Below are 25,678 nucleotides of genomic sequence, written 5' to 3' on the forward strand. Positions count from 1 at the left end.
GCTCCAATTTAGAGCATCCTCCGCCTGTTGCGCAGCGAATTCGACCGCACCCGCGATCACCCCGCAGCTCATTCTTGCGCAGACACATCGATCGGCTCGGCGAGGAACCATCGGCGGTCGAGTTCGTTCACCTTCCGGGCGATTTTGCCCGCGCGGCAAGGTCACGGTTTGACGACGTGGTTGACGTTGCGCCACGAGCCGTTATTTGCGAGCGTCACATCGGGTATGGGCAAGGACTGACATCATGACTGCACCGCGGCCGCCACGCGGCTCTGTGTTTCTGGTTGAAGACGAGGTCATGATCAGGATGATGGTCGCCGACATGCTCGAAGAGCTCGGCTACACCGTCGCGGCCGAGGCCGGCGAGATCGGCGAGGCGATGCGGCTCGCGGAGAGCACTTATTTCGACGTCGCCATCCTCGACGTCAACGTCAACGGCAAGGTCATCTCGCCGGTGGCCGATCTCATCAAGGCCCGCAATCGCCCCTTCATCTTCGCAACCGGCTATGGTTCGTCCGGCCTTCCGGAGGAGTATCGCGACCGGCCGGCGCTGCAGAAGCCGTTCCAGCTCGAGACGCTCAGCAAGGCGATCGAGCACGCCCTGCGCGGGGCGGAGTCGCAGGGTTAGCGACCCGGCTCAGCCGAGAATGTCGCTGAGCTTGCCCGAGAACGCCTCATCGGTGCGATCCAGCCGCAACGGCGTCACCGACACGTAACGCGCCGCCAGCGCGGCAAGATCCGTCCCCTCGTCGGGCACGTCCAGCGCCGCAGCGCGGTCGAAGCCGATCCAGAAATAGGGATTGCCGCGGCCATCGCGGCGCTCGTCGACCTTCAGGAAGCCGAGATTGCGCTTGCCCTGGCGGGTCACCACAATGCCTCGGACATCGTCGGGCGCGCAGGACGGAAAGTTGACGTTGATCACGGTGTTCTTCGGCACGCCGGCTTCGAGCACCTTGCGCACGATCTGAGGGCCGAATTTGAGCGCGGTATCCCACGACGGCTTGTCGCGGGTGGCGATGCTGAACTCCTGTGACAGCGCAAACGACGGCAGGCCCAGGATGGTGCCTTCGAGCGCGCCGGCGATGGTGCCGGAATAGACGACATCCTCGGCGACGTTGCGGCCCTTGTTCACCCCGGACAGCACGAGGTCCGGAAGCTTCTCCCCGAGAATGTGCCGCGCGCCCATGATGACGCAGTCGGTCGGCGTACCGCGCACGGCGAAGTGGCGCGGGCCGACCTCGCGCAGCCGCAGGGGATCGTTGAGCGAGAGCGAATGCGAGACGCCGCTCTGGTCGAGTTCGGGCGCCACGATCCAGACGTCGTCCGACAATGCGCGTGCGATCTCCTCGACCACCTTCAGACCCGGCGCATGGATCCCGTCGTCATTGGTGCAGAGAATCCGCATGTCGCCCTTCCATCCCGTTCAAGCCGATTGCGAGGGTGTCTTATCTGCTGCGCAGCATCGAGGCAAACCCGCCTCTTCGCCCGCGCCGAGCGGCTCAAGGCCGGATTCGCCACTGCGGCAGGAACCGGGCGAGCTTCCCTCGCGCGTCCAGCCGGAGCGAGACGTTGGGTACGGCAGAGGCATCGACCGCCTTCGCGGAGGACGGCGCCGGCGCCGCGGCCGTCGTTGGCGGCTCGGCAGGAAACCGGCCGCGCGCGACACCCAGCGCCTTCTCGAAATCGGCGGCGTTGAACCAGGTCTGGTCACGCAGGGACTCGATCAGGCCGTCCTTCCACACCGCAGCGCGGTCGATGTCGAACGCACCCTTGAGGCGCTGATCGACCGCCTGGATGCCGGAGCCAGTGACGGCCCATTGCCGTCCGATCCAGAAAATATCCCGATGCAGTGCCATGGCGCCCGTTCTGACAAGCTGTCGCTGAACGGCATCGAGCATACGATTTGGCGGACGCTGCGCAAGCGCCGCCGGCCGGCCGCGGTTCTCCTCCCGCCTACTCCGCCACCACCACCTTGAGGCCGCCCATATAAGGCTGCAGCACGTCGGGAACCGCGATCGAGCCGTCCGCCTGCTGATAGGTCTCCATGACGGCGATCAGCGCGCGGCCGACCGCGGTGCCGGAGCCGTTCAAGGTGTGCACGAAGCGCGGCTTGCCATCGCCGGCGCGGTAGCGCGCATCCATCCGGCGGGCCTGGAAGTCGCCGCAGACCGAACAGCTGGAGATCTCGCGGAAGGCGCCGCCGTCGCCCTGCCCCGGCATCCAGACCTCGATGTCGTAGGTCTTCTGCGACGAGAAGCCCATATCGCCGGTGCACAGCGTGATGACGCGATAATGCAGATCGAGCCGGCGCAGCACCTCCTCGGCACAGGCGAGCATGCGCTCATGCTCGTCCTTGCTCGTCTCCGGCGTCGTGATCGACACCAGCTCGACCTTGGTGAACTGGTGCTGGCGGATCATGCCGCGGGTGTCGCGTCCGGCAGCGCCGGCCTCGGCGCGGAAGCACGGCGTGAGCGCCGTGAGCCGCATCGGCAGCTCCTTCTCGTCCACGATGGATTCGCGGACCAGGTTGGTCAAAGCGACCTCGGCCGTCGGAATGAGGCCGAGGCGATCGGTCTTGAGCCGCTCATCCGGCGCGATCAGCAGTTCGCCCCGCACCGCCCAGAACTGGTCGTCCTCGAACTTCGGCAGCTGCCCGGTGCCGAACATGACATCGTTGCGCACCAGCAGCGGCGGATTGATCTCGGTGTAGCCGTGCTCGGTGGTGTGCAGGTCGAGCATGAACTGCCCGATCGCGCGCTCCAGCCGCGCCAGCCCCTTCTTCAGCACGACGAAGCGCGCACCGGACAGCTTTGCCGCCGATTCGAAGTCCATGCCAAGAGCCGCGCCGATCTCGTCGTGCGGCTTTGGCGCGAAGGCGTAGTTGCGCTTCGCGCCGAACACATGACGCTCGATATTGTCGTGCTCGTCCTTGCCGTCGGGCACCTCGTCGAGCGGCAGGTTGGGAATCGCCGAGAGCTCGCGCGCGAGCTCGTCGTCGGCCTGCTTGGCGGCGGCCTCGAGCTCAGGCATCGTCGTCTTGAGCTTGGCGACCTCCTCCATCAGCGCGGATGCGCGCGCGTCGTCCTTGGCCTTCTTGGCCTCGCCGATCTCCTTGGAGGCCGCGTTGCGCCGCGCCTGCGCCTGCTCGGAGGCCAGGATGGCCGCGCGACGCCGCTCGTCGATGGCCAGGAGCTGCGACGACAAGGGCGACAGACCCCGGCGCGTCAGCGCCGCATCGAAACCTTGCGGATTGTCGCGGATCGATTTGATGTCGTGCATGGTCGTTCGGTCCCTGGAACGAAAAGATGTCGGCGAGTCGCCCTGGGTCACAGGCCGGCCTGCACTACCGCGAATGGCAGCGGATGGGAACAGGCAAGCCCGGGACAGGCCCGGGCGGCAGACCGCCTATTCGGACGGATTGGCCGGCAGATTGCCCGATCCTGACGACGAGCCGGACTTGGCCGCAGCCGCCCGCTTCTCGACGATGCTGACCGCGATGATCGCGCCCTCGTAGAGCGCCAGCAACGGCAGCGCCAGCGAGGCCTGGCTGAGCACGTCGGGCGGGGTCAGCACGGCCGCGATGATGAAGGCGATCACGATGAAATAGCGCCGCTTCTCCCGCAGCATCTGCGAGGTGACGATGCCGATCCGGCCGAGCAGGGTCAGGATGACCGGCAGCTGGAAGGCGATGCCGAACGCGAAGATCAGCGACATCATCAGCGACAGATATTCGCCGACCTTCGGCAACAACGCGATCTGTGCAGTATCCGGACCGCCCAGCTGCTGCATGCCGAGCGAGAACCGGACCAGCATCGGCAGCACGATGAAATACACCAGCGCCGCTCCGAGCACGAAGAACACGGGCGTCGCCACCAGATAGGGAAGGAACGCGTTGCGCTCGTGCCGATAGAGACCGGGCGCGACGAATTTGTAGACCTGCGTCGCCACGATCGGGAACGAGATGAAGCCGGCGCCGAACATCGCGAGCTTCAGCTGCGTGATGAAGTATTCGAGCAGCTGCGTGTAGATGAACTTGCTGTTCTCCGCGCCCGCCACCCAGACGAACGGCAGCACCAGGATATTGTAGATCTGCTTGGCGAAGAAGAAGCAGAAGATGAAGGCAATGCCAAAGCCGAGCAGCGCCTTGATCAGCCGCGACCGCAACTCGATCAGGTGATCCATCAACGGGGCCTTGCTGGCCTCGATATCTTCGACGGTCATGACGCTTTGGCGTCCTTCAGACGTTCGGCCTCAGCCGGCGCAGCCGCATCGGCAGGGTGCGGCTGCGGCTCGGGCTTGATCTCGCGCACGATGGCCAGCGGTTCGCCTACGGCCTGATGGGCCTCGGCTTCAACGAAGGTCTCGGCGGTTGGAGGCTCAGGTGTGGTGGGGGTCACCGGCGTCTCAGGTAAGACGGCAACCGCGTCCGATGCCGGTGCCGCCGGCTCTGCCGGCTTGTCGATGCCCTCGATGTCCAGCGCCTTGTCGACGTCGCGTTGCAGCGACGACATCATGCCGCTGGGGGAGAAACCGCTCGCGGCTTCCTTGACCTCGTCAAAACTCTTCTTGAGGTCGGCCATCTCGGCCTCGCGCATGGCCTCCTGGAACTGCCCCTGGAACTCCGAGGCCATCCGGCGGGCCTTGCCGATCCACTGCCCGACCATGCGCAGGACGCCGGGAAGCTCCTTGGGGCCGATCGCAATCAGCGCGACGACCCCAATGACGAGCAGCTCACTCCACCCGATATCGAACATGTAACATTCCGCCTACGCGACGACGCCTCTGTTCCCGCCCTGCCCGTCCGAGCAGGTCCGCCCCTTGCGGGAGCGCGCGCCGCCCGCGCCTTTCACGCGCAGATCAAACGGCTTTGCTGCCGACATCCGTGCGGGTGGCCGAAGGCGTGGTGCCATGGTCGATCGACTTGACCGGCTCGGTCTTCTCCGGCGCCTTGTCGTCGTCCTGCATGCCCTTCTTGAAGGCCTTGATGCCTTGCGCGACGTCGCCCATCAGATCGGAGATCTTGCCGCGCCCGAACAGGAGCAGGACGACCGCGATCACCACGATCCAGTGCCAAATGCTAAGCGAACCCATCCTGCAACCCTCCAAACACCGGCGCAGCCTTCACCCGACTGCCCGTCGACGCTACCGCCGAAATCGCGCCATATCCATGGACTTGCCCGCGACACTTCGCTTCTAGCATTCGATTGCGAAACAGCAACCTGAACCATGGCGGCAATCAGCCGAAAGCGGCGCGCGGAGAGCCCGATCTGGCCGGAAGGTAGGCGTCAGCGCCCCCAAAAACAAGCGCTTAAGGTCCGCCAAATCGGGGGCGGACCTACGTAATAACGCGAGTGTTAACGGCGCCCAGGGAGCCGTTCCTTTCCGCTACTCCCGGTGCGACGAACCGTCCTCGTCGGTATCGCGGTCGTCTTCGTCATCCGCCGCGTCGATATCGCGTTCGGCATCGGTTGCTTCCTCGCCCCGAGCTTCCGTCTCATCCACGGTATCGGCCGAAAGATCGACCAGTTCGGCAACGGGCGCATCATCCTGCTCGCCGACGAGTTCCTCGGCATCGAGCTCCTCGACGAGAGACTCCTGGATCTCGTTGCTCGTCTCAACGACCTCGCCCTCCGCGTCTGAAGTCGAGATCTCCAGATCACCGACGGCGAGTTGCGACGTCGCCTCATCGTCCAGAACGGCCATCTCGGCCTCTGCCGCTGCCGCCTCTGCTGTTTCGGTCAGCGTGTCGATGACAGCGGTCTCGACGAGGCCAGCTTCGGCAACAGCCGTTTCCGCCTCTGACGATTCCGCTTCCGCGCCATCGGCGTCGCGAGGCTCGGCCTCGACCGCCGGCGCGAGCGCCAGATCGAGATCGCCCGGGTCCAGCGGCTCCTCGTCCTCGCGGAGCGTCGGATCATCGGACGGCGTCGGAACGGTAAAGCCGGTGGGCAGGCGCGAATCCAACAGGCCCGTGCCCTTCAACTCTTCCAGGCCCGGCAGATCGCCGAGCGTCTCCAGGCTGAACTGCGCCAGGAACGCGTCGGTGGTGCCGAACGTCAGAGGCCGGCCCGGGGTCTTGCGGCGGCCACGCGGCTTGATCCAGCCGGTCTCCAGCAGAACGTCCAGCGTCCCCTTGGAGGTGACAACGCCGCGGATCTCTTCGATCTCGGCCCGCGTCACCGGCTGATGATAGGCGACGATGGCCAGCACCTCGATCGCGGCACGCGACAATTTGCGCGTTTCGGTGCTCTCGCGCGTCATCAGCCAAGCGAGATCGCCAGCGGTGCGGAAGGTCCATTTGTTGGCGACGCGCACGAGGTTGACGCCGCGGGTGGCGTATTCCGCCTGCAGCTGCGCCAGCGCGGCCTTGATGTCGACACCTTCGGGCATGCGCTTGGCGAGCGTGGCCTGCTCGAGCGGCTCGGCCGCGGCGAACAGCAGTGCCTCGAGGATGCGCAACTCTTCGGGGCGCACCTCAGGCTCGCTCGTCGCGATCTCGTCGGGCTCTTCCATGCGCAGTTCCGCCAAGCTTGCCATGGCAGGGTCTCCTTCTTCGTTACTCAACCGTCAAGTCCGGCGCAGCCATGGCGCCGGGCTGGTTCGGTGGACGCTTACGAAAATACAGCGGCGCGAACGCCTGCTTCTGGTTCAGCTCGAGCTTGCCTTCGCGGACCAGCTCGAGGACGGCCGCAAAGCTCGATGCGAAGACGGTGGCCTTCTGTGCAGGCTCGACGACATAGTCCAGCAGGTAGTCGTCGAGACATCCCCAATCGTCCGAGACCTCGGTCATGCCGACCAGACGCTCGAGCGAAGCACGCGCCTCCGCCAGCGACCACACGGTTCGCTTGGCCATATGCACCGAAGTGACGACGCGCGACTGCCGTTGAATGGCGTAGGCCGACAGCAGGTCGAACAGGGTCGCGGTGAACTTGGGGTGGCGGACCTCGGCGATCTGTTCGGGATTGCCGCGCGGGAACACGTCGCGCTGGAACTGCGGCCGGTTCATCAAACGATTCGCAGCTTCGCGGATCGCCTCCAGCCGCCGCAGCCGATTGGCCAGCGCCGTCGCCATCTCCTCGGCGCTCGGCCCTTCCTGCGCCGGCGGCTCCGGCAATAGCAGGCGCGACTTCAGAAACGCGAGCCAGGCCGCCATCACGAGATAGTCGGCGGCGAGCTCGAGCCGAATCTTCCGCGCGGCCTCGATGAACTGGAGATACTGATCGGCCAGCGCCAGGATCGAGATCTTAGCGAGGTCCACCTTCTGCTGGCGCGCCAGCGCGAGCAGAAGGTCGAGCGGGCCTTCATAGCCTTCGACGTCGACGACCAACGCCGGTTCGGCCTCGGCCAGCTCCGTTGTGGGCCGGCCGGTTTCAAACGACAGAATTTCCGCGGTCATGCGCTCGCTGGTCCCAGCCGGTTGATCAGGGCGTCGAGCTCGGCGCGCGCCGCGCCGCGATCGAAGCTTGCGGGTGCCTTGCGCGCCGCGAGCGCGCGATCGGCCCGTGCCAAAGCCTGTCCCGCAAGCTCCGGCGTTTCGGCGGCGACGGCCTGCATCTCGTCCAGTCTGCCGTTGCAATGCAGAACCATGTCGCAGCCCGCCGCGACGATCGCGCGCGTGCGCTCGGCGATCGATCCCGCCAGTGCGTTCATGGAAACGTCATCACTCATCAACAAACCCTGGAACCCGATCCGCTCGCGAATCACCCGCTGAATCATTGTCGCAGAAGTCGTGGCCGGATGGGCGGCGTCGATTGCGCTAAACACAACATGTGCAGTCATCGCCATCGGCAGGTCGGATAGCGGTCGGAAGGCGGCGAAATCGGTTGCGTCGAGCTCCGCTTCCGGGGTGTCGACCGTCGGCAGCCGGAAATGGGTGTCGGCGGTGGCGCGGCCGTGCCCGGGGATGTGCTTGAGCACCGGCAGCACGCCGCCCTGCTCCAGCCCCTCCGTCACCGCCCGGGCGATCGCCGCCACCTTGGCCGGTGTCGTGCCATAGGCGCGATCGCCAATGACGGCATCGGCGCCGGCGACCGGCACGTCGGCCAGTGGCAAGCAGTCCACGGTAATCCCCAACTGATTCAGATCGTCGGCGATCAGGCGGGCGCTGAGCCAGGCGGCGCGAAGGCTCGCGGCCGAATCAAGGTCGTAGAGCCGATCGAACACCACGCCGGCGGGATAGGCCGGCCAGTGTGGCGGGCCAAGCCGCTGCACCCGGCCGCCTTCCTGGTCGATCAGCACGGGGGCGTCGGTGCGATCCGCGCAATTCCTTAATTCCTCAACGAGCGCAGTCACTTGAGCGGGTGACTGGACGTTGCGTTTGAACAGGATGAAGCCCCAAGGCTTCGCATCGCGGATGAACGCGCGCTCGGCGTCGGTGAGGTCCAGCCCGGCGACGCCGGTAATGAAAGCCCGCATGGTCATGCGGGCCGCATAGACCCCGCCTTCCGGGCGGTCAAGCGAGCCTTAATTGTTGCTAAACGGGAAACACTGACCGCCGGCAGTTTTCAACGTTCCGCACATCTTGTTGGCCTCTTCCTTCGTCGCGAAGGGGCCGACGGCGGCGCGGTACTTGACGCCGCCCTTCTCGCCCAGGTCCATGCGCTTGATGATCGGCTCATATTTGCCGAGCACGGCGCCGTATTTGTCCTGCACGGCCTTGTAGGATGTCATCGCCTCGGCCTCGCTGGCCTGCGACGAGATCGAAACGAGATAACCACCGGTTCGCTCCGGCTGGGTCTGTTCGGTGACCGGCACGGCCGCCGCGATGCGCGCGGGCGCCGGCGTGGCCGGTTGCGGCGTCAGCGGCATCGGGCTCTCGGCCGCCGACGCATTGGCATTGGCCGGTGACTTGCGGCCCTTCGGCGTCGCCGGGGGCTTTGTCGCAGGCGCCGCCGGCATCGCCGCGCCGCCGGGATCTGCCGCCGCCTGGTTGCCGCCGGTCACGGACAGCGTCTTGATCGGACGCGGATCAGAGTTGGGCAGGATGCCGTTGGCGTTGGCCATTTGCGACATCGGAGCCGCTCCGGCGCTCGGCGGCGGGGCTCCGTTCTGGCTCATCTGCGGGAAAACGACACGGGGGTTGCCGCCGCCGCGCGTATTCAGATCCATCGGCGTCTCCTCGCGGGACACAAGCTTCTCGCCGCCGTCATTGCCCAGCAGCCGATCCGGCACCTTCGGCGTCAGGTCCTGCTGCGCCATGATCTTGGTCGGGCTGTTGTCGGCGCGAATGATCGGCGGCTCGCCGGTGCGGCCGGACGAGATGTAGGTCTTGTAGCCATAGGCGCCGCCGGTTCCGACCACCGCGAGGGTCAGCACCGCGAGCACCGTGCTCATACCGCTGCGGCGGCGGGGCCGTTCCTCTTCCTCGCCCTCGTCATAGCCGTCCTGATAGCCGTACTGGCCGTCCTGGAAGTCGTTGTCGCCCTGAAACCCCTGTTGACCGGATCCCATCTGGCCAAACAGCGCGTCGTCGTAGCGCGATGAGTCCTGCTCGTTGTCGTCAAAGCCGTTGCCGCGGTCGTAGTCGCGGTCATTCTCAGCAAAGCCGTGGCGCGACTCGCCGACGCTGTAATCCAGCTTGGACAGCTGGTCGGCGAACTCGGCGTTGGGATAACCCTGCGGCTGCCGGGGAGCGGCGGCTGCGGGCGCGAAATCCGGCTCGGGGAAGCCCGGCTGGCCGCGTGGATCCTGATAGCCGGCGGGAAATGCCGGCGGCGCTGGCGCCGGCTGCTGCGGCTCGCGCCCCATGTCGGCGAACGGATTGGCCGCGGCGGGCTGGGCGCGCTGCATCCAGGCCGGAGCGCCGGCCGGAGGCATGCCGGCGGCCGGCTGCTCGGGAGCAGGTGCGGCAGGCCGGGCCATCGGACGCGGCTGGGACTGAGGTGTGGCCCGACCGGAAGCTGCGAAAGGATCGTTTTGCCCGATCAGACGGGCGAGCTCGGCGAGCGGATCAGCATCAGCCGACTGGTTTCCACCGCGGCCAAAACCATCAGCGGGAAAGGGTCTGTCCTGGTAACGATCAGCCATCGTTTTGAAGCGTCCCTGCGGGTGAGCCGCATATGCGTCCTAAGGCGGACCCTGCCAGATTGAGGCCCCCAACTGAAGTCGCGTGTTTCCCCCAATCAGCGCATTGCATCAGGAGCATTAACGCCCAAGATGGCAAGTCCCGACGCCAGAACCGAGACGACGCCCTGAACCATGGCCAAACGTGCCTTGGTCAATTCTGCATCATCATCGATAATGAAGCGTAAATAGGGCAAATCCCGCCCCCGCGTCCAGAGGGCGTGAAATTCGCTTGCAAGTTCATAGAGGTAGAAGGCGACCCGGTGCGGCTCATGCGCCAGGGCAGCGGCTTCGACCGTACGTGGGTACAGCGCGAGACGTTTCAAGAGGTCGATCTCGGCCGGATCCGACAGTTTTTCCAGCTTCGCCTGGCGGAGATAGGCGAGTCGCGCCCCCTCCTCCTCCGGCAGGTCCCGGACGCTCTCCCGGGCATTGCGGAAGATCGAATGCCCCCTCGCGTGGCCATACTGGACGTAGAACACGGGATTGTCGCGTGACTGCTCGATGACTTTCGCGAGGTCGAAATCGAGCACGGCGTCGTTCTTGCGGTAGAGCATCATGAAACGGACCGCATCGCGCCCCACTTCATCAACAACTTCCCGCAAGGTGACGAAGTCGCCGGAGCGCTTCGACATCTTCACCGGCTCGCCATCGCGCAAAAGCTTGACCAGATTCACGATCTTCACATCAAGAACCGCTTGTCCGGCACTCACTGCCTTCACGGCTGCTTGCATGCGCTTGATGTAGCCTTTGTGATCCTCACCAAAGACGTCGATGAGGTCCGCGAAGCCGCGCTCGAACTTGTGCCGGTGATTGGCGATGTCGGAGGCGAAATAGGTGTAGCTGCCGTCCGACTTGATCAGCGGACGATCGACATCATCTCCATAGGCTGTGGCGCGGAACAGCGTCTGGACTCTGTCTTCGTAATCTTCGACGGGCTTACCTTTGGGCGGCGGGAGACTTCCCTCGTAGATGTCGCCGCGCTCGCGCAGGAAATCGATGGTCTCGGCGACCTTGTTGGTGCCCTGGGTGATCAGCGAGCGCTCGGAAAAGAACACATCATGCCGGATGTTGAGCGCGGCGAGATCGTCCTTGATCTCGGCCATCATCATCGCGATCGCCTTGTCGCGCACGACCGGCAGCCACTCGGCTTCAGGCATCGCCTTCAGCCTGTCGCCGTACTCGGCCTTGAGTGCCTGCCCGACCGGCTTCAGATAGTCGCCGGGATACAGCCCGTCCGGGATGGCGCCGATGTCTTCGCCGAGCGCCTCGCGATATCTGAGGAACGCGGACCGCGCGAGCACGTCGACCTGCGCGCCGGCATCGTTGATGTAGTACTCGCGGGTGACGTCGCGGCCGGCGAACTGCAACAGGCTGCACAGCGCGTCGCCGAATACGGCGCCGCGGCAATGTCCGACATGCATCGGACCGGTCGGATTGGCGGAGACGTATTCGACGTTCGCCTTCGGTGCGCCCGGCACCGGCGCAACGCGACCGTAGTCGGCGCCTTCGCGCAGGATGGTGCCGAGCGCCTTTGCCCACACCACCGGCTGCAAAGTGAGGTTGATGAAACCGGGCCCCGCGACATCGACCTTGGCGACGAGTTCGTCGGCACGCAGCCGTTCGGCGATCTGTTCGGCCAGATCGCGCGGCTTGGCCTTCGCCTCCTTGGCGAGCACCATCGCGGCGTTGGTGGCCATGTCGCCGTGGCTCGGATCGCGCGGCGGCTCGACGACCACGCGCGAGACATCGATGCCCGCGGGCCAGCCGCCCTGCTCGGCGAGCGCGGCGCAGATCGCGTGCACGCGGGCCAGCATGTCGGCAAAAAGATAGGGGGTGGACGCTTGTTCAACCATGCCGCCGCCTAACGCAAATCCGGAGTCGAGTCAAAAAGCCGGTGGTGCTCGGTTAACGCAAACCGGTCCGTCATTCCGGCGATAAAGTGGCTAATGCGGCGGGCGCGATCGCTCTCGCCCGCGCAGCCGTCCAGCCACCCCGCGGGCAGCGTCGCGCCGTCCTCCTGGTAACGGCCGAACAGGTCGGCGACGATGCGCTCGGCGTCGCGCATCACCCGCATCACCCGCTCGTGCCGATACATCCGCTGCCAGAGAAACGCCTTGATGGTGGCCTCGTGCGCGGCGACATCGGCCGGAAACGCCACCAGCGGTCCACTCTGGCGCCGCACGTCGAGCGGCGACATCGGCTGCGCCTGCTCGATCCGGCGCTCGGCTTCAGTCGCGACGGCCGCAATCAGGTAGGAGATCAGCTCGCGGACCAGCTCGGCCCCGCGCCGGATGTCGTCGAGACCAGGATAGTGCCGGTCGATCTCGTCGATCATCGCCGCGAGCAGCGGGACCTCCTTGAGGTCGTTCACCGTGAACAGGCCCGCACGCAGGCCGTCGTCGATATCGTGCGCATCATAGGCGATGTCGTCGGCGAGCGCTGCGACCTGGGCCTCCAGCGAGGCGTAGCTCCACAACTCCAGATCGAAGCGGGCGTTGAACTCGGCAATGCCCGCGGGGATCGGCTCCTGCAACGGCCCGTTGTGCTTGACGATGCCTTCGAGCGATTCCCAGCTCAGATTGAGGCCGTCGAAATCGGGGTAGCGCTGCTCGAACGAGGTGACGATGCGCAGAGTCTGCGCATTGTGGTCGAAGCCGCCATGGTCCGCCATGCAGCGGTTGAGCGCCCGCTCCCCGGCATGGCCGAACGGCGGATGTCCCAGATCGTGCGCCAAGGCGAGCGTCTCCGTCAGATCCTCGTCGAGGCCGAGCTGGCGGGCCAGCGCGCGGGCGATCTGGGCGACTTCCAAGGAATGGGTCAAACGGGTGCGGTAGTGGTCGCCTTCGTGGAAGACGAACACCTGGGTCTTGTGCTTCAGCCTTCGAAAGGCGGTCGAATGGATCACCCGGTCGCAATCCCGCCGGAACGGGCTGCGGGTGCGCGAGGGCGGCTCGGCGAACAGCCGGCCCCGGCTGCGATCCGGATCGCAGGAATAAGGGGCGCGGGGGGCAGCCATTCCGACCGACACGAGCGATTGTTTCCTTTGCGATTTGATTCCAGGCCGGAGCCCACTTAACTATGGGGAGTGCCCGGCACCAAATGAATAGGGCATGACGAGCATTCCGGAGACCATTTGCCATGACTGATGCCCTGACCGGCCCCGTCACCATCAGCGAACGCGCCGCCCGCCGCATCGGCGAGATTCTCGGCAAGGAGACGGCCGGCGCGATGCTGCGCATCTCGGTCGAAGGTGGCGGCTGCTCCGGCTTCCAGTACAAGTTCGACATCGACCGCGCCAAGGCGGACGACGATCTGGTCATCGCGCGCGACCGCGCTGTGGTGCTGGTCGATCCCGCCTCGGTACCGTTCCTCGCTGGCTCCGAGGTCGACTTCGTCGACGATCTGATGGGCGCCTCGTTCCGGATCAACAACCCCAACGCCACCGCCTCCTGCGGCTGCGGGACCAGCTTCTCGGTCTGACCCCCCTTCTCGCGGCTCAGGCCTCCGCCGTCGCCGCGGGGCCGTCGGCCGGCGCAAGACTCGGCGCCTCCACGCGGAGCGCGGGCGTGCCGATCGCCTTCAGGATCGCCGCCACCATCGCCGGCTTGCGCAGCGGCTTGGCCAGGAAGTCGGTCATGCCCGCCTCGCGGCACTGCTTGATGTCGTCGGGAAAGGCGTTCGCGGTGAGCGCGATGATCGGCAGCTCGGCGAGCCGGCCGCCCCTGGCGCGAATGGTCCGCGTCGCCGTGATGCCGTCCATCTCGGGCATGCGGACGTCCATCAGCACCAGGTCGAACTCCTGCTCGGAGGCCGCCTTCACCGCCTGCAGGCCGTCCGGCACGATGCATTTGTCGACACCGAACTCCTGCAGCATCTTCGACACCACCATGCGGTTGGTGGCATCGTCCTCGGCGATCAGCACACGCAGCGGCCGGCCGAGCTGCTCGATCCGCGCCTTGAGATCGCCGGCGCCGACCCGGTCGCCGCGCTGATCCGACACCTGCTTGTCGCTCCACGGCAGGGTCAGGCTGAAGCGGAAGGTCGAGCCCTCGCCCTGCACCGACGACACCGCGATCGACCCGCCCATCTGCTCGATGATGCGGCGGGAGATCGCCAGCCCGAGCCCGGTGCCGCCGAAGCGGCGGTTGATCGAGGCATCGGCCTGGGCAAAATCGGTGAACAGCTTGCCGACGCGGTCGGCGGGAATGCCGATGCCGGTGTCGGAGACGCGCCACTCGATCGTCGCCTTGTGGTCGTCGCGCGACCGGCACGCGACCGCGATGGTGACGCCGCCGCGCTCCGTGAACTTCACGGCGTTGGAGGCCAGGTTGATCAGCACCTGGCGGATGCGCGCGACGTCGCCCTTCAGCGCCGGCGGCAGCTTCGGATCGATGTCGGCATTGACCAGCAGGCTCTTCGATTTCGCGTTGACTCCCATAATCGCAGTGACCGCCTCGACCAGCACCGACGGCGAGAAATCAACGGTCTCGAACTCGAGCTTGCCGGCGTTGAGCTTCGACAGATCGAGAATGTCATTGAGGATGCGCTGCAGGTTGTCGCCGGACTCGCGGATGGTCATCACGGCATGGCGCTGCTCGTCATCGAGCTTGGTCTCCAGCAAGGTCGAGGCAAGGCCGAGCACGCCGTTCATCGGGGTGCGGATCTCGTGACTCATCATCGCCAGGAAGTCGGATTTCGCCCTGCTCTCCGCCTCCGCCTGTTCGGCGCGCCAACGCTCGGTGACGTCGCGGCCGAAGCCGCGATAGCCGGCGAACTTGCCCTCATAATCGCGCGCCGGCCGTGCGGTCAGCGCCCAGCGGCGGCGCTCGCCGCCGGCGACCACGACATGGATCAGGATCTCCGGGATCGACAGCCGCTGCGCCATGCGGTCGGCGAAGGTCTTGAGCGTCGCGGTATCCGTCGGACACAGATATTTCAGCGTATCAATCAGTCGCTCGCCCTTGAGCTGGTCGAGCGGCAACTGAGCCACGTCGGCGAAACGTTGCGGCGCATCGATCAGGCGCCCCTCGGCGTCGGTCTGCCACAGCCAGCTCGCGGCATTCTCCTGGAATTCCTTCAGCAGCAGCGAGATCGTCTCGTTCTGCCGCTCGTGCCGGATCTGCGCCTTCAGGTTCTCCAGGAACACGTTGCCGTGCGACACCAGGTGGCGCACCATGAAGGACGTATAGAGTCCCAGGAACACCACCAGCACGAGAAAGGTCGTGCCGCCGCACAGGAACAGCGAGACGACCGAGCACAGCATCAGGGTCCATGTGTAGGCAAGGCCCGCCCGTGGCACGCTCGACATCGCAAACGCACCGCCCGAGATCATCCCGGTCATCAGCGATCCGACGATGATCTGCAGATGCGGATCGACCTGCGGCATCACGATCAGCGGCAGCGAACCCCAGATGCTGGCGAGGAAGAACGCCTGCAGGGTCATGCGATTGATGGCGCGCTCCGATGCCTCCTGCGGCCGCGACTTGCGCGCACGCCACCAGCCGCGCAGCGCCAGGGCGCCGGCCACGCCGATCGCCGCGCCCCATGCGGTGAGGAAGAGATTGGAGACGGTATTCCAGAACACGCCGAGAATGATCGCGGCATTGGCGAAGTTGATGCCGATCGTGACCGGCACGAGGCGCGCCACGGCATCGATCTGCCGCGCCCGGATGCGACGGCGATCGCGCTCCGTGAGAGCTTCGTCATCGAGACCTTCGATGGCGCCGAAGCCGCCGATCCAAAGGAAGAAAGCACCCAGCGGGCTGCCGCCGGCAGATCGCTTCGCGCTCGTGAGATCCCCAGGCCAATTCATGAGGGCGCAGTACTTTCCTTGTGATCCCCTTGCCATGCCTGATCGGCTGCTTCAGCCACGTTAATTGTCCCGCCCGTAGAATTACGGAACTATGACTTTCGCCGCGAAATCGCGGCGTCCGCCGGTCATTTTCGACGGAGCTGGCAGTTCTGGAACGCGGCGCGTCGTTCTCGCGGCATGATCTGCCCGAGCCTTGCATCTGGTTTTCACCCTCTCGGAACCGAGGGCGCAGGGAATGCCGGGTGCTGGCCGCAACCCATGGCCCGCCTGCAGAAAAAAAGCAGGCGGCAGTCACCACAGGTCCAGCCGGTCAACCGGCATTCCCTGCGCGATGGCCTTACGCCTTATACGCACTCTCCCCGGGGACCGGCTGTCTTGCCCCCGTGACCGGCGGATCATCGTCACCACCGGCGTGGCCTCAGCGTCGGGAGGCCAGGACCATGCGATTTCGGCGTGCGCCGGAGCCGTTCGTCCGCACGGCATCAGCCATGCTGCAGCTCCAAGCGCCCATCGCATCCCGCCCCGCGTGTCGTGACGATCGCGATACGCCCCTCGTGCCGGGGCGGGACGGCCTGAATGAAGCACGATTTCTGATAAAAAGAAACACCAAAATGTCCCGCCGCGCCACTGGTCGGACCGATCAGCTTGACGGGATTGCTAAAATTAGTTCCTGCGCGCAGAGGATTTTAGCCCCCCTCGCCCCGGTTTGACGCGAACAAACAAGTCTCACCGCGCACATTGATTTGCCCGACGGCCGCGAGCGGCGCGCAAGTTTGGCAACGATCAGAGCTTGAATACCCGCGCGGCATTACCGCCGAGAAACAGCTCGCGCGCCTCGGCATCGAGCCCGAGTTCCTCGAGCCCTTCGAGCGCCTTGGCCGGCGTGATCATCGGATAGTTCGTACCGAACAGCACCTTCCGCCGGCCGTTCGTCTTCATGTACTGCACGATCTCCGGCGGATAGCGCTTCACCGTGTAGGCGGACGTGTCGATGTAGACGTTCGCGTGCTTGGTCGCGACCGCGATCATCTCCTGCGTCCAGGGATAGCCGATGTGGCCGGCGACGATAACCAGTTCGGGGAAGTCCAGCGCCACCTCGTCGATATAGGGAATCGGCCGCCCCGTCTCCGACGGTCGCAACGGCCCGGTGTGGCCGACCTGCGTGCAGAAGGGCACGCCGAGCTCGACGCATTCGGCGAACAGCGGATAGAACCGCCGGTCGGTCGGCGGCACGCCCCACAGCCATGGCAGCACTCGCAGGCCCTTGAAGCCGAGGTTGCGGACCGCGCGTCTGAGCTCGCGCACCGCTTCCATCGGGCGAGCGAGATCCGCGCTGGCGACGCCAACGATGCGGCCGGGATGGCTGCTCGCCACCTCCGCAACCTCGTCGTTGGAGATCATCCAGCCGTGTGGCGCGCACCACGCCGATGCGAGGCTCACGGACACCCCGCCCTCATCCATCGCGGCGATCGTCATGTCCGGGGTGATGACGTCCGGGCGCGGCGTCTTGGCCGTCCAGCGCCGGAGCGAGGTAAACATCGGATCGGCCGAGTGGCGCGGGGTTGGATGCTGCATCCAGGCATCGACGATCCGTGACATCAGCGCATCCCCCCGAAAATACGATTAGAGTTTTACTCTAGAGTTTTACTCTACGTACGGGTCGGCTATGTTGTCAAACTTCAAGCGCGCTGACGGCGGAGGAGACGGACGCGGATGACGCGAAAGACCAGCCGGGCGCGCATCATCGATGCGGCGCTGGCGGAGTTCGACCAGAGTGGATACGAGGCAGCCACGGTCGCGGCCATCTGCGATCGCGCCGGCGTCTCCAATGGAAGCTTCTTCCATGCCTTTCCGTCGAAGGATGCGGTTGCCGGCGCCGTGTTCCTGTCGGCGCTCGACGCCTATCATGACGCGCTGGTCGGCGCGGTTGCGGGAGATCTCTCGGCGCGCGACGGGGTCGCGGCGCTGGTGACGGCGCATATGCGCTGGGTCCTCGACCATCGCGCACCAGCACGCTTCATGTTCGTTCACGCGCCGAGCGCCCACACGGCGGCGATCCGCGACGTGCAGGCATCCAGCAATGAGCAGTTCCGCGCTGGCCTCGCCCGCTGGTACGAGCCGAACCAGGCGCGCGGCACGCTCGCCACACTGTCCCCGGAAGTCCTGATCAGCCAGATCATCGGGCCGGCCCAGATGTTCTGCAGGGCCTGGCTGGCCGGCCGCAGCCGGGGCAAGCCGGACGTCCATCTGCCGGACCTGATCGCCTGCGCCGTTCGCGCCGTCGTGACCGGCGCGGCGAGGAGCGATTGAGCGTCAGAGCACGGCGCCCGAGGCATAAGCGCTCGCCCACTGCGGAAAGCCGTTCTCGGCGGCGCGCGCCGCGGCGCGATCCCAGTCGTAGGTGAGCGCGAACAGCTCCGCCTGCCAATGTCCGCGCCGCTCCGTCAGCACGGCATAGCGCGCGTGCGGCGAGCGATATTCGAGCTGGGCAGCGACGGGGATGTCGCCGAATACAGGGCAGCCGACGCTGCCGGGATTGATGACCAGGGGTCCGCGGGGCACCTGCACCACCGCCTGGCGATGGCTGTGGCCACACAGCACGAGCGTGGCGCCGCCGAGATTGACGAGACGCGCGGCCAGCACGTCGCGACGCGCTGCCACGTAACGGCCGTCGTCGAGCATCTCTTCGAGCAGGCAGGTGCTGTCGTCGTCCGGCGTGCCGTGCACGGCAAGAATGCCCTGCTCCAGCGCGATCCGCGCCGGCAAGGCATGCAACTGGCGTCGCTGCTCAGGCGTGACCGCCGCCCGCGCGAAGCGGCCGGCCGGCGACAGCTTCTCCTCCGGCCATTCCTCGATCCAGCGGTCATGATTGCCGCGCACCGTCGGCAGCGCCAGCGACTGCAGCAGCTCGAAGGTTTCCTGCGGCCATAGCGGGCTCGTGACGCAGTCGCCGAGATTGACGGTGGCATCGACGCTGCGGGTCGCGATGTCGGCGAGCAAGGCCTCCAGTGCCGGAAGATTGCCATGCACATCGGAAATCACGGCCAGTCGCATTGTCGTTTCCTCGCGTCGCAATTCGTAGTGATTACTTGAGACAGAGCCATAGCATGATCGTCATTGCGAGCGAAGCGAAGCAATCCAGGGCGACGCGAAGATTCTCGACGGCTTCGCTCGCTCGCAATGACGGCGCAAACGTAGGGTGGGCAAAGCGTCGCCGAAGGCGGCGCGTGCCCACCGTCTTTCGCCCGGCAACGCCTTGAACGGTGGGCACGCCGCTTGCGCGGCTTTGCCCACCCTACGTATTGCCCCTCGCCCGCAAGGGCGGCGTCACACACTGGTCGCCGGAGTATAGCGCAGCAGCAGCCGGTGCGTCGGATAGAAGATCACGAGCGGCAAGCCGATCAGCAGCAGTGCGAACCACGCCGCGCCCGGCATGTAGCTCTGCGCCGACATATCGCTCAGCCCGTAGACGTAATTGATGTTGACGGGAAGATTGCCCGCGGCAGGCGGCGGCGGCATCAGGAAGTAGCACACCGACAGCAGCGCCCAGGCCGCCACGGTCCAGACCGCGAAGGCGCGACGGTCATAGCCGAGCCGCCACACCAGCCAGGCGAGCACGAAAGGCAGCCAGAAGTGGAAGAACGACAGGCTGCGGGTGAACAGCGGCAGCTTGGCGTCGAACATGTAGGCGGTCATGCCGGTGATCGGCAGGCCCGCGGCGGTGCCGAGGAAATCGACCACCCACAGCGCCTGCGGCAGCAGGATGCCCACAGCCGGCGCCGACGCCAGTAATGGGCTCTCCAGCCAGACCGCGGCCAGCGTGGTCAGCAGCGCGACGTCGCAGAAATAGAGGAAGTTGGTCGGGCCATAGGCCGTCAGATAGGTCGGCACCAGCACCGCGCAGAAGGCGGTGTAGGCGAGCTTGAACCACAGCGGAATGCCCGGCTTCGCAACATTGTCCATCGATTCCCTGCCCCTGCAATATCAATGCTTCGCAATCGCGCGCAGATTGTGGGAGGAGAAGCCGTCGCGTCAATTCGAACTGCCGGCGTTTTCATGCTCAGCGTTAATGAGGCTTTGACCGAAGCACCGCACGCGCCGTTGAAGCGGATCCTCCGAGCATCTATCATGCAAGCCGCGTTCGATGAGGCCTGCTCGCACAGGCAGGGAGACCCGGGCATGGCAGCTGCATTTGCCGACCCCGCTGCTTTCACGGTCACGCTGCTGGGCCTGTTCCTGCTGTTTCCGCTCGGCCTTGGCGTCTATTGGCTCTTCAACAAGCAAGCCAGACTGCGCGATATCGCTGAGCTGCGAATTCGGATGGCTCAGCTCGCTCCCAACGATCCCGAATATGGCTCGGTGCGCGCGCTCTACACGTCGATGGTGATCGATGCCGAGCGCTGGCGCTTTTTTCATGCCGATGCCCCGTCGCGCGGTGATAGCGGTAGTGATCATCACGTCGGCAGCGATTCTGCTGCCGGAGGCAGCGACCATCACTGATCGATCGTCGGTCTCAACATGCCGTCCGCGAGATGGGCAACGCGAGCGCAGTTGGCGATCGCGTGCTCACCATCTTGCGCCACGCCAGTCGCGGTGGGCACGGCGCTCGCGACGCGCAGGCATCGCTTGATAGCTCGAGCGGTGTCAGTGAATGCGCCCTCTCCCCTTGTGGGAGAGGGCATGTCGGAAAGCACCGCGAACTCGGTCGGGTGAGGGGTCTCTCTCAACAGGCATCGCTCGCGGAGAAATGCCCCTCACCCAACCGCGTCTGCGGATACGCCGTACATGCCCTCTCCCACAAGGGGAGAGGGCGCTGTATCGCACAGCGCGCGGCGTGGCCGATGAGTTAGTTCGCAGGGTGGGCAAAGCGAGCGCCGCAGGCGAACGCGTGGCCCACCATCGGTGTCCGCGTAAGACGCCGGTGGGCACGGCGCTCGCGACGCTGGCGCGTCGCTGCGCCCTTTGCCCACTCTACGGTTCCCTCACTGCAGCGCAGTCATCGCGAACACATCCGCGCGCTCGATGATGAGGTCGCGAAACAATCGCGCCCGATGGGACATCCATTGCGGGTCGGGATAGACGACGTGCAGCGGCAGCGAGGGGACGTCGTAGTCGGGCAGCAGATGGATGAGTTTGCCGGATGCAATGTGAGCCACCGCGCACCAGTCCGGCAGCACGGCGGCGCCGAGACCCTCCAGCGTGGCCAGGGTCATGATGTCGGCGTCGTCGCAGGTCAGCGACGGCGTGATGCCGACGACGTGGCGGCCGGTCTCGGACTCGAAGCTCCATTCGTTCTTCGGCGACAGCCGCGAATAGGTGACGCAGGGCAGCTGGCGCAGATCGTTCGGCAGTCGCGGTACGCGGTGCCGTGTCAGCAGCGCGGGTGCCGCGACCAGCAGCCGCTTCACGGTGCCGACGCGGCGCGCGACCAGCGAGCTGGAGCTGAGCACGCCGATGCGGATGGCGAGCTCCGTGCCGGTCTCGACGAGGTCGACGAACTGTTCGGTGAAGCGGATGTCGAGCCGCACCTCGGGATAGCGGCGGCCGTATTCGGCGAAGATGTCGCTGAAGAAATAGCGGCCGAACGAGGTCGGCACCGTCATCCGCAAGGTGCCGGAGGGCGCCCCGACCCGTTTCGGCGACGGCACGCCGGCGCTCTCGAACAAAGTGACGATGTCCTTGGCGAGCTTCAGGACCCGGTCGGCATCGGGCGTGGGACGCAACTTGCGCGTGGTGCGGACGAACAGCCGGCAGCCGAACTGCTCCTCCAGCAGCGCGATGCGCTTGGTGATCGCGGGCTGGCCCAGGCCGAGATCGGCCGCGGCTTGGGTGAAGCTGCCGGCCTCCATGACCCGGATGAAGGTCTGCAGCGCGTCGATCCGGTCCATCCATTCCTCTCCGGAATGAGTTTTATTCTCGTCATTCCGTATACGGCATTGGGAGGACTGGTCTAGCCTCTCAAAAAAATCAAACGGAGGGAGACCCATGGAGAAGTCGATTGGCATCGTCGGCGCGGGCATCGGCGGACTGCATCTCGCACTCTATCTGCAGAAGCACGGCATTCAGGCCACCGTCCTGACCGACCGCGAGCCCGAGCAATATGCTGCAACGCGGCTGATGAACACCGTGGCGCATCACGGCATCACGGTGGCGCGCGAGACCGAGCTGGGCGTGAACCACTGGGACGATCCCGAATTCGTCTATCACCACCACGATCACTTCTTCAATTTCCCGGGCAGCCCCCTACTCTTTCGCGGCGCGTTCAAGCAACCGAGCCGCGCGGTCGACTACCGGATCTATTTGCCGGCGCTGATGAAGGATTTCGAGGATCGCGGCGGCTCCATCGAATATGCCAGCATCCAGGACGACGACATTCCGGCGCTGGTGGCACGGTTCGATCTGCTGGTGGTGTCGACCGGCAAGGGTGCGCTCGGGCGGATGTTCAGCCACCGGCCGGAGCTGTCGCCCTACAACCAGCCGCAACGCCTGCTCTGCGTCGGCCTCTATGACGGCGTCGATCACGGCAGCCCGGACGGCGACGATCCGCGCGGCGTGACGCTGTCGGTCTCGCCCGGGCATGGCGAGATGATCGTGATCCCGACGCTGACATTCGGCGGCATGAAGACGGCGCTGCTGATGGAGAACATTCCCGGCGGCGACATGGCCGATCTCGTGTCGCTCAACTACGATGCCGATCCCACAGCGTTCCGGCAGACGATGCTCGACAAGCTCGAGAAGCATCATCCGCACACCTATAACAAAATCGACACGCACCGCTTCGACCTGCAGCCGCTGGACCTGTTGCAGGGCGCGGTCGTGCCGACGGTGCGGCGCTCGTCGGTCAGCTTCGACGACGGCAAGATCGCGCTCGCGCTCGGCGACGTGCATTCGGTGGTCGATCCGATGATGGGCCAGGGCGCCAACATGGCCTCCTATGCGGCGTTCGAGCTCGGCAAGGCGATCGTGGACGCCGTGGCGTTCGATGACCGCTTCGTCGAGACGGTCGATCGCGCCCGCGAGAACCGCGTGCTCGCCGCGGCGCGCTGGACCAATCTGATGCTGCAGCCGCCGTCGGAGGCGATGGGTCGCCTGATCTTCACGATGGCGCAGAACCGCGCGCTGTGCGACGAGTTCACCGACAATTTCAACTATCCGGAGCGGCAATGGGACCGGCTCGCGAGCGACCGGCGCATTCATGCCTGGATCGACGAGCGAACGCCGCTCGCAGCGTGACATCGCAGCGGAGCAGCTGACATGAGCCATCATGCCGACCCGGCCAGTTTTCGCGCAGCCGCCTCGCGGTTCTCCACCGGAGTGACCGTGGTGACGAGCAGCGATCCCGACGGTGCGCCGGTCGGCATGACCGCCAACAGCTTCACCACCGTCTCGATGCAACCGCCGACGGTGCTGGTGTCGCTGAAGCGAGGCCGCACCTGGCAGGCGGTGAGCACGTCGGGCCGATACGCGGTCAACGTGCTCGCGGCAAGCGATGTCGCGATATGCCGGCATTTCGCAGGGGCGCCACTGGCACAAGGCGCGCTCGCCTTGGATGAACGCGGCGGCTTCTTCCTGCTGCCGCAGGCCATCGCGCAATTCGGCTGCGAGGTGGTCAATGCGGTCGAGATCGCCGACCACACGCTGTTCATCGGCGAGGTGCGCTGGTGCCGGCACCAGGACGGCCTGCCGCTGGCGTTCTACGCCAGCTGCTTCCGCAACGGACTGGGTGCGGAGATCAGGCCAAGCGAAGCACTGGCGTATCCGGCGGAGGGATGGACGCTTTGAGCGCTGCGCCCTTGCCGCACGACGCAGCGGCTACGCCGCCCGTTTCAACATATATGCATCATGCCGCACGAGGAACGCGCGAAGCAGATCCGGATAGTCGGCGCTGACCGCGGTCCTCACGCTGGGACGCCGCGCGAGCTGATCGCGCCACGTCCGAACCTTGGGCGTCCCGGCAAAGATGCCGAGATCGCCAACCGCATCGAACACATCGAAGTAGCGGAAGATCGGCGCGAACACCGCATCGACCAGGCTGAACTGCGCGCCGGCAAAATGAGGCCCCTCGCCCAACGCGGCCTCGACGCGCGCGAATTTGGCCGCCAGCGCCTCGCGCTTGGCGGCGAACACCGCCGCGTCCTGCGTCGTCTCCAGGCCCCAGAGATCGCCAAGGATCGCCGAGCCGAACTCCATCCAGGCGCGGTGCTGCGCGCGGGCGAGCGCGTCCTCCGGATGCAGCCTGGCGCCGGTCCGGGTGTCCTCGATGTACTCGCAGATCACGTTGCTCTCGAACAGCGCCACCTCGCCTTGCGCCGTGGGCACGACCAGCACCGGCACCTTGCCGAGCGGCGAGAGCTTCAGGAACCAGTCGGGCTTGTCGGCGAGATCGATATCGATCCGCTCGAATTCTATGCCCTTCTCGGTCAGCGCGATCACCGCGCGTTGCACATAGGGGCAGAGCTTGTGGCTGATCAGCTTCAGGACGGGCGCCATGACATCCTCGGCAGTTTAATGCAGATGCATTAAACTAGATGCAAATGCATGAAGCTGTCAAGGTGAATGCAGATGCATCGATCAGGGCCGTGCGATCACCCCGCCGGTCATCGGGAATGGCACGCCCGTGGTGGTGGGATAGCTCAGCGGCAGGCCCTTCATGCCGCGCACGGCAAGGAAACCGAACGCCTGGGCCTCGATCGCATCCGCCGACCAGCCGAGCGCATCGGCCGATTCGACGCTGGCCGGCGCCACGCGCTGCCGCAGCATCCGCATCATGGTGTGGTTGCGGGCGCCGCCGCCACAGACGATCCAGCTCGCCGGCGGCTTCGGCAACAGGGGAGCGATGCGGGCGATGGCCGCGGCCGTGAACGCGGTCAAGGTCGCCGCCCCGTCGGCCGGCGACGCGTCGCCCAGCCGCAGGGCGGCGAAGTCGTTGCGGTCGAGCGATTTCGGCGGCGGCAACGCGAAGAAGGGCAACGCCAGCGCGCCGGCAATCCACGCCTCGTCCGGGGTGCCCTGCTCCGCCACGCGGCCGTCCTGGTCGAAGGCCTGACCGGTCGTGCGGTGCATGAAGTCGTCGAGCAGTGCATTGCCCGGACCGGTGTCGCAGGCGATCAGCACGTCGTCGCCGTCGATATAGGTGATGTTGGAGACGCCGCCGATATTGACGACGGCGATCGGCCCCGGGCGGGACAGCGACTGCGCCAGGGCACGGTGATAGACCGGCACCAGCGGCGCGCCCTGCCCGCCGAAATCGACGTCCGCGGCGCGGAAATCATGCATCACCGGGATGTGGACGGCCTTGGCGAGGGCAGCCGCGTCGCCGATCTGCACGGTCAGGCGGCGCTCGGGGCGGTGCAGCACGGTCTGGCCATGAAAGCCGACGATGTCGATGTCCTCCGGCATGAGCCGGTTCTGGGCGAGGAAGGCCGCGATCGCCTCGGCATGCGCCGCCGTCACCACATGCTCCGCGTCACGCACCCGGCCGGGCCGCGCCTCGCGCTGCTCGATCTGCACCGCGTCCGCAAGCGCCTCGCGCAGCAGGCTCCGCTCGGCGGCCGTGTAGGCCCGGTAACCCGACGGGCCGAGCGCCTTGATCTGCCGCCCGTCGGTCTCGATCATGGCCACGTCCACCCCGTCGAGCGAGGTGCCACTCATGAGGCCAAGTGCGGTCAGAATCATTGCAGTCGAACCCGAAAATCCTGGCCTCGCCTGGAAGTGCGGCTGATTTGAGGTCCCGCCGACGCCTTGCACATGACCTTGTACAAGCCCGGCGCGTCCTATAATGCCACAACGCCCGGACCGGCG

Annotated in this window: 25 protein-coding genes; 6 read left to right on the plus strand and 19 right to left on the minus strand. The window is 66.0% G+C overall.

Going from position 1 to position 25,678, the window contains the following annotated elements:
* The first annotated feature begins 244 nt into the window (after window positions 1-244).
* Window positions 245-628: a response regulator gene (locus tag HL666_RS19455; RefSeq protein WP_172108579.1), complete on the plus strand. Its 384-nt coding sequence runs from the start codon at window positions 245-247 to the stop codon at window positions 626-628.
* 9 nt (window positions 629-637) lie between these two features.
* Here HL666_RS19455 and surE read toward each other — a convergent pair whose 3' ends face one another.
* The 12 genes from surE to HL666_RS19515 form a co-directional block, all read right to left on the minus strand.
* Window positions 638-1,405, minus strand: coding sequence for a 5'/3'-nucleotidase SurE (gene surE / locus HL666_RS19460; protein ID WP_172108577.1), 768 nt, complete (start codon window positions 1,403-1,405; stop codon window positions 638-640).
* A gap of 94 nt (window positions 1,406-1,499) precedes the next feature.
* The gene (locus HL666_RS19465; RefSeq protein ID WP_172108575.1) at window positions 1,500-1,856 is read right to left on the minus strand and encodes a hypothetical protein; all 357 of its coding nucleotides are present in this window, start codon (window positions 1,854-1,856) and stop codon (window positions 1,500-1,502) included.
* 97 nt (window positions 1,857-1,953) lie between these two features.
* Window positions 1,954-3,279: a serine--tRNA ligase gene (gene serS, locus HL666_RS19470; RefSeq protein WP_172108573.1), complete on the minus strand. Its 1,326-nt coding sequence runs from the start codon at window positions 3,277-3,279 to the stop codon at window positions 1,954-1,956.
* 126 nt (window positions 3,280-3,405) lie between these two features.
* Window positions 3,406-4,221 carry a twin-arginine translocase subunit TatC gene (gene tatC / locus HL666_RS19475; protein ID WP_172108571.1) on the minus strand — a complete coding sequence of 272 codons (816 nt, stop codon included), beginning with the start codon at window positions 4,219-4,221 and terminating at the stop codon, window positions 3,406-3,408.
* Entirely contained in the window at window positions 4,218-4,754 is a 537-nt protein-coding gene (gene tatB, locus HL666_RS19480; RefSeq protein ID WP_172183029.1) for a Sec-independent protein translocase protein TatB, read from the minus strand. Before tatB ends, tatC begins: the two co-directional genes overlap by 4 nt.
* Before the next feature lie 103 nt (window positions 4,755-4,857).
* Window positions 4,858-5,091: a twin-arginine translocase TatA/TatE family subunit gene (locus HL666_RS19485; protein WP_172108567.1), complete on the minus strand. Its 234-nt coding sequence runs from the start codon at window positions 5,089-5,091 to the stop codon at window positions 4,858-4,860.
* Window positions 5,092-5,385: 294 nt separating this feature from the next.
* Complete coding sequence (gene scpB, locus HL666_RS19490) at window positions 5,386-6,537, minus strand: SMC-Scp complex subunit ScpB (RefSeq protein ID WP_172183031.1); 1,152 nt, start codon at window positions 6,535-6,537, stop codon at window positions 5,386-5,388.
* Window positions 6,538-6,556: 19 nt separating this feature from the next.
* Entirely contained in the window at window positions 6,557-7,396 is an 840-nt protein-coding gene (locus HL666_RS19495) for a segregation and condensation protein A (RefSeq protein WP_172108563.1), read from the minus strand.
* The gene (gene nagZ / locus HL666_RS19500) at window positions 7,393-8,421 is read right to left on the minus strand and encodes a beta-N-acetylhexosaminidase (protein WP_172183033.1); all 1,029 of its coding nucleotides are present in this window, start codon (window positions 8,419-8,421) and stop codon (window positions 7,393-7,395) included. The genes HL666_RS19495 and nagZ overlap by 4 nt, the downstream gene beginning before the upstream one ends.
* 42 nt (window positions 8,422-8,463) lie before the next feature.
* Window positions 8,464-10,026, minus strand: coding sequence for an SPOR domain-containing protein (locus HL666_RS19505; protein ID WP_172183035.1), 1,563 nt, complete (start codon window positions 10,024-10,026; stop codon window positions 8,464-8,466).
* A 95-nt stretch (window positions 10,027-10,121) separates the two neighbouring features.
* Window positions 10,122-11,918: an arginine--tRNA ligase gene (gene argS / locus HL666_RS19510; RefSeq protein WP_172133178.1), complete on the minus strand. Its 1,797-nt coding sequence runs from the start codon at window positions 11,916-11,918 to the stop codon at window positions 10,122-10,124.
* An 8-nt stretch (window positions 11,919-11,926) separates the two neighbouring features.
* Window positions 11,927-13,093: a deoxyguanosinetriphosphate triphosphohydrolase gene (locus HL666_RS19515; protein ID WP_172133179.1), complete on the minus strand. Its 1,167-nt coding sequence runs from the start codon at window positions 13,091-13,093 to the stop codon at window positions 11,927-11,929.
* 110 nt (window positions 13,094-13,203) lie between these two features.
* Here HL666_RS19515 and erpA point away from each other — a divergent pair, with 110 nt between their 5' ends.
* A complete protein-coding gene (gene erpA / locus HL666_RS19520) occupies window positions 13,204-13,545 on the plus strand; it encodes an iron-sulfur cluster insertion protein ErpA (RefSeq protein ID WP_172108553.1) in 342 nt (113 codons plus the stop codon).
* Between the two features lie 16 nt (window positions 13,546-13,561).
* On the opposite strand, the gene HL666_RS19525 is transcribed toward erpA, so the two are convergent.
* Both HL666_RS19525 and HL666_RS19530 read right to left on the minus strand, forming a co-directional pair.
* A complete protein-coding gene (locus HL666_RS19525; protein ID WP_172108551.1) occupies window positions 13,562-15,877 on the minus strand; it encodes an ATP-binding protein in 2,316 nt (771 codons plus the stop codon).
* A 783-nt stretch (window positions 15,878-16,660) separates the two neighbouring features.
* Complete coding sequence (locus HL666_RS19530) at window positions 16,661-17,476, minus strand: amidohydrolase family protein (protein ID WP_172108549.1); 816 nt, start codon at window positions 17,474-17,476, stop codon at window positions 16,661-16,663.
* A 114-nt stretch (window positions 17,477-17,590) separates the two neighbouring features.
* Between HL666_RS19530 and HL666_RS19535 the strand changes: the two genes are divergently transcribed.
* A complete protein-coding gene (locus tag HL666_RS19535) occupies window positions 17,591-18,187 on the plus strand; it encodes a TetR/AcrR family transcriptional regulator (RefSeq protein WP_172108547.1) in 597 nt (198 codons plus the stop codon).
* A gap of 3 nt (window positions 18,188-18,190) precedes the next feature.
* Here the strand turns inward: HL666_RS19535 and HL666_RS19540 are convergent, their stop codons facing one another.
* Both HL666_RS19540 and HL666_RS19545 read right to left on the minus strand, forming a co-directional pair.
* Window positions 18,191-18,931 carry a metallophosphoesterase family protein gene (locus HL666_RS19540; RefSeq protein WP_172183037.1) on the minus strand — a complete coding sequence of 247 codons (741 nt, stop codon included), beginning with the start codon at window positions 18,929-18,931 and terminating at the stop codon, window positions 18,191-18,193.
* A gap of 273 nt (window positions 18,932-19,204) precedes the next feature.
* The gene (locus tag HL666_RS19545; protein WP_172108543.1) at window positions 19,205-19,840 is read right to left on the minus strand and encodes a hypothetical protein; all 636 of its coding nucleotides are present in this window, start codon (window positions 19,838-19,840) and stop codon (window positions 19,205-19,207) included.
* A 216-nt stretch (window positions 19,841-20,056) separates the two neighbouring features.
* Here HL666_RS19545 and HL666_RS19550 point away from each other — a divergent pair, with 216 nt between their 5' ends.
* Window positions 20,057-20,377 carry a hypothetical protein gene (locus HL666_RS19550; RefSeq protein ID WP_172108541.1) on the plus strand — a complete coding sequence of 107 codons (321 nt, stop codon included), beginning with the start codon at window positions 20,057-20,059 and terminating at the stop codon, window positions 20,375-20,377.
* A 482-nt stretch (window positions 20,378-20,859) separates the two neighbouring features.
* On the opposite strand, the gene HL666_RS19555 is transcribed toward HL666_RS19550, so the two are convergent.
* Window positions 20,860-21,765 carry a LysR family transcriptional regulator gene (locus HL666_RS19555; RefSeq protein ID WP_172183039.1) on the minus strand — a complete coding sequence of 302 codons (906 nt, stop codon included), beginning with the start codon at window positions 21,763-21,765 and terminating at the stop codon, window positions 20,860-20,862.
* Window positions 21,766-21,862: 97 nt separating this feature from the next.
* Between HL666_RS19555 and styA the strand changes: the two genes are divergently transcribed.
* Window positions 21,863-23,110 (plus strand): styrene monooxygenase subunit StyA, encoded by a 1,248-nt coding sequence (gene styA, locus HL666_RS19560; protein ID WP_172183041.1) that lies wholly within the window; start codon window positions 21,863-21,865, stop codon window positions 23,108-23,110.
* Between the two features lie 21 nt (window positions 23,111-23,131).
* A complete protein-coding gene (locus HL666_RS19565) occupies window positions 23,132-23,659 on the plus strand; it encodes a flavin reductase family protein (RefSeq protein ID WP_172108535.1) in 528 nt (175 codons plus the stop codon).
* A gap of 30 nt (window positions 23,660-23,689) precedes the next feature.
* Here HL666_RS19565 and HL666_RS19570 read toward each other — a convergent pair whose 3' ends face one another.
* Window positions 23,690-24,367, minus strand: coding sequence for a glutathione S-transferase family protein (locus tag HL666_RS19570; RefSeq protein ID WP_172133188.1), 678 nt, complete (start codon window positions 24,365-24,367; stop codon window positions 23,690-23,692).
* 81 nt (window positions 24,368-24,448) lie between these two features.
* Window positions 24,449-25,552: an anhydro-N-acetylmuramic acid kinase gene (locus tag HL666_RS19575; protein ID WP_172183266.1), complete on the minus strand. Its 1,104-nt coding sequence runs from the start codon at window positions 25,550-25,552 to the stop codon at window positions 24,449-24,451.
* Window positions 25,553-25,678: the final 126 nt, after the last annotated feature.

The organism is Bradyrhizobium aeschynomenes (genome assembly GCF_013178945.1).
In the GTDB taxonomy this organism is placed as follows: Bacteria; Pseudomonadota; Alphaproteobacteria; order Rhizobiales; family Xanthobacteraceae; genus Bradyrhizobium; species Bradyrhizobium aeschynomenes.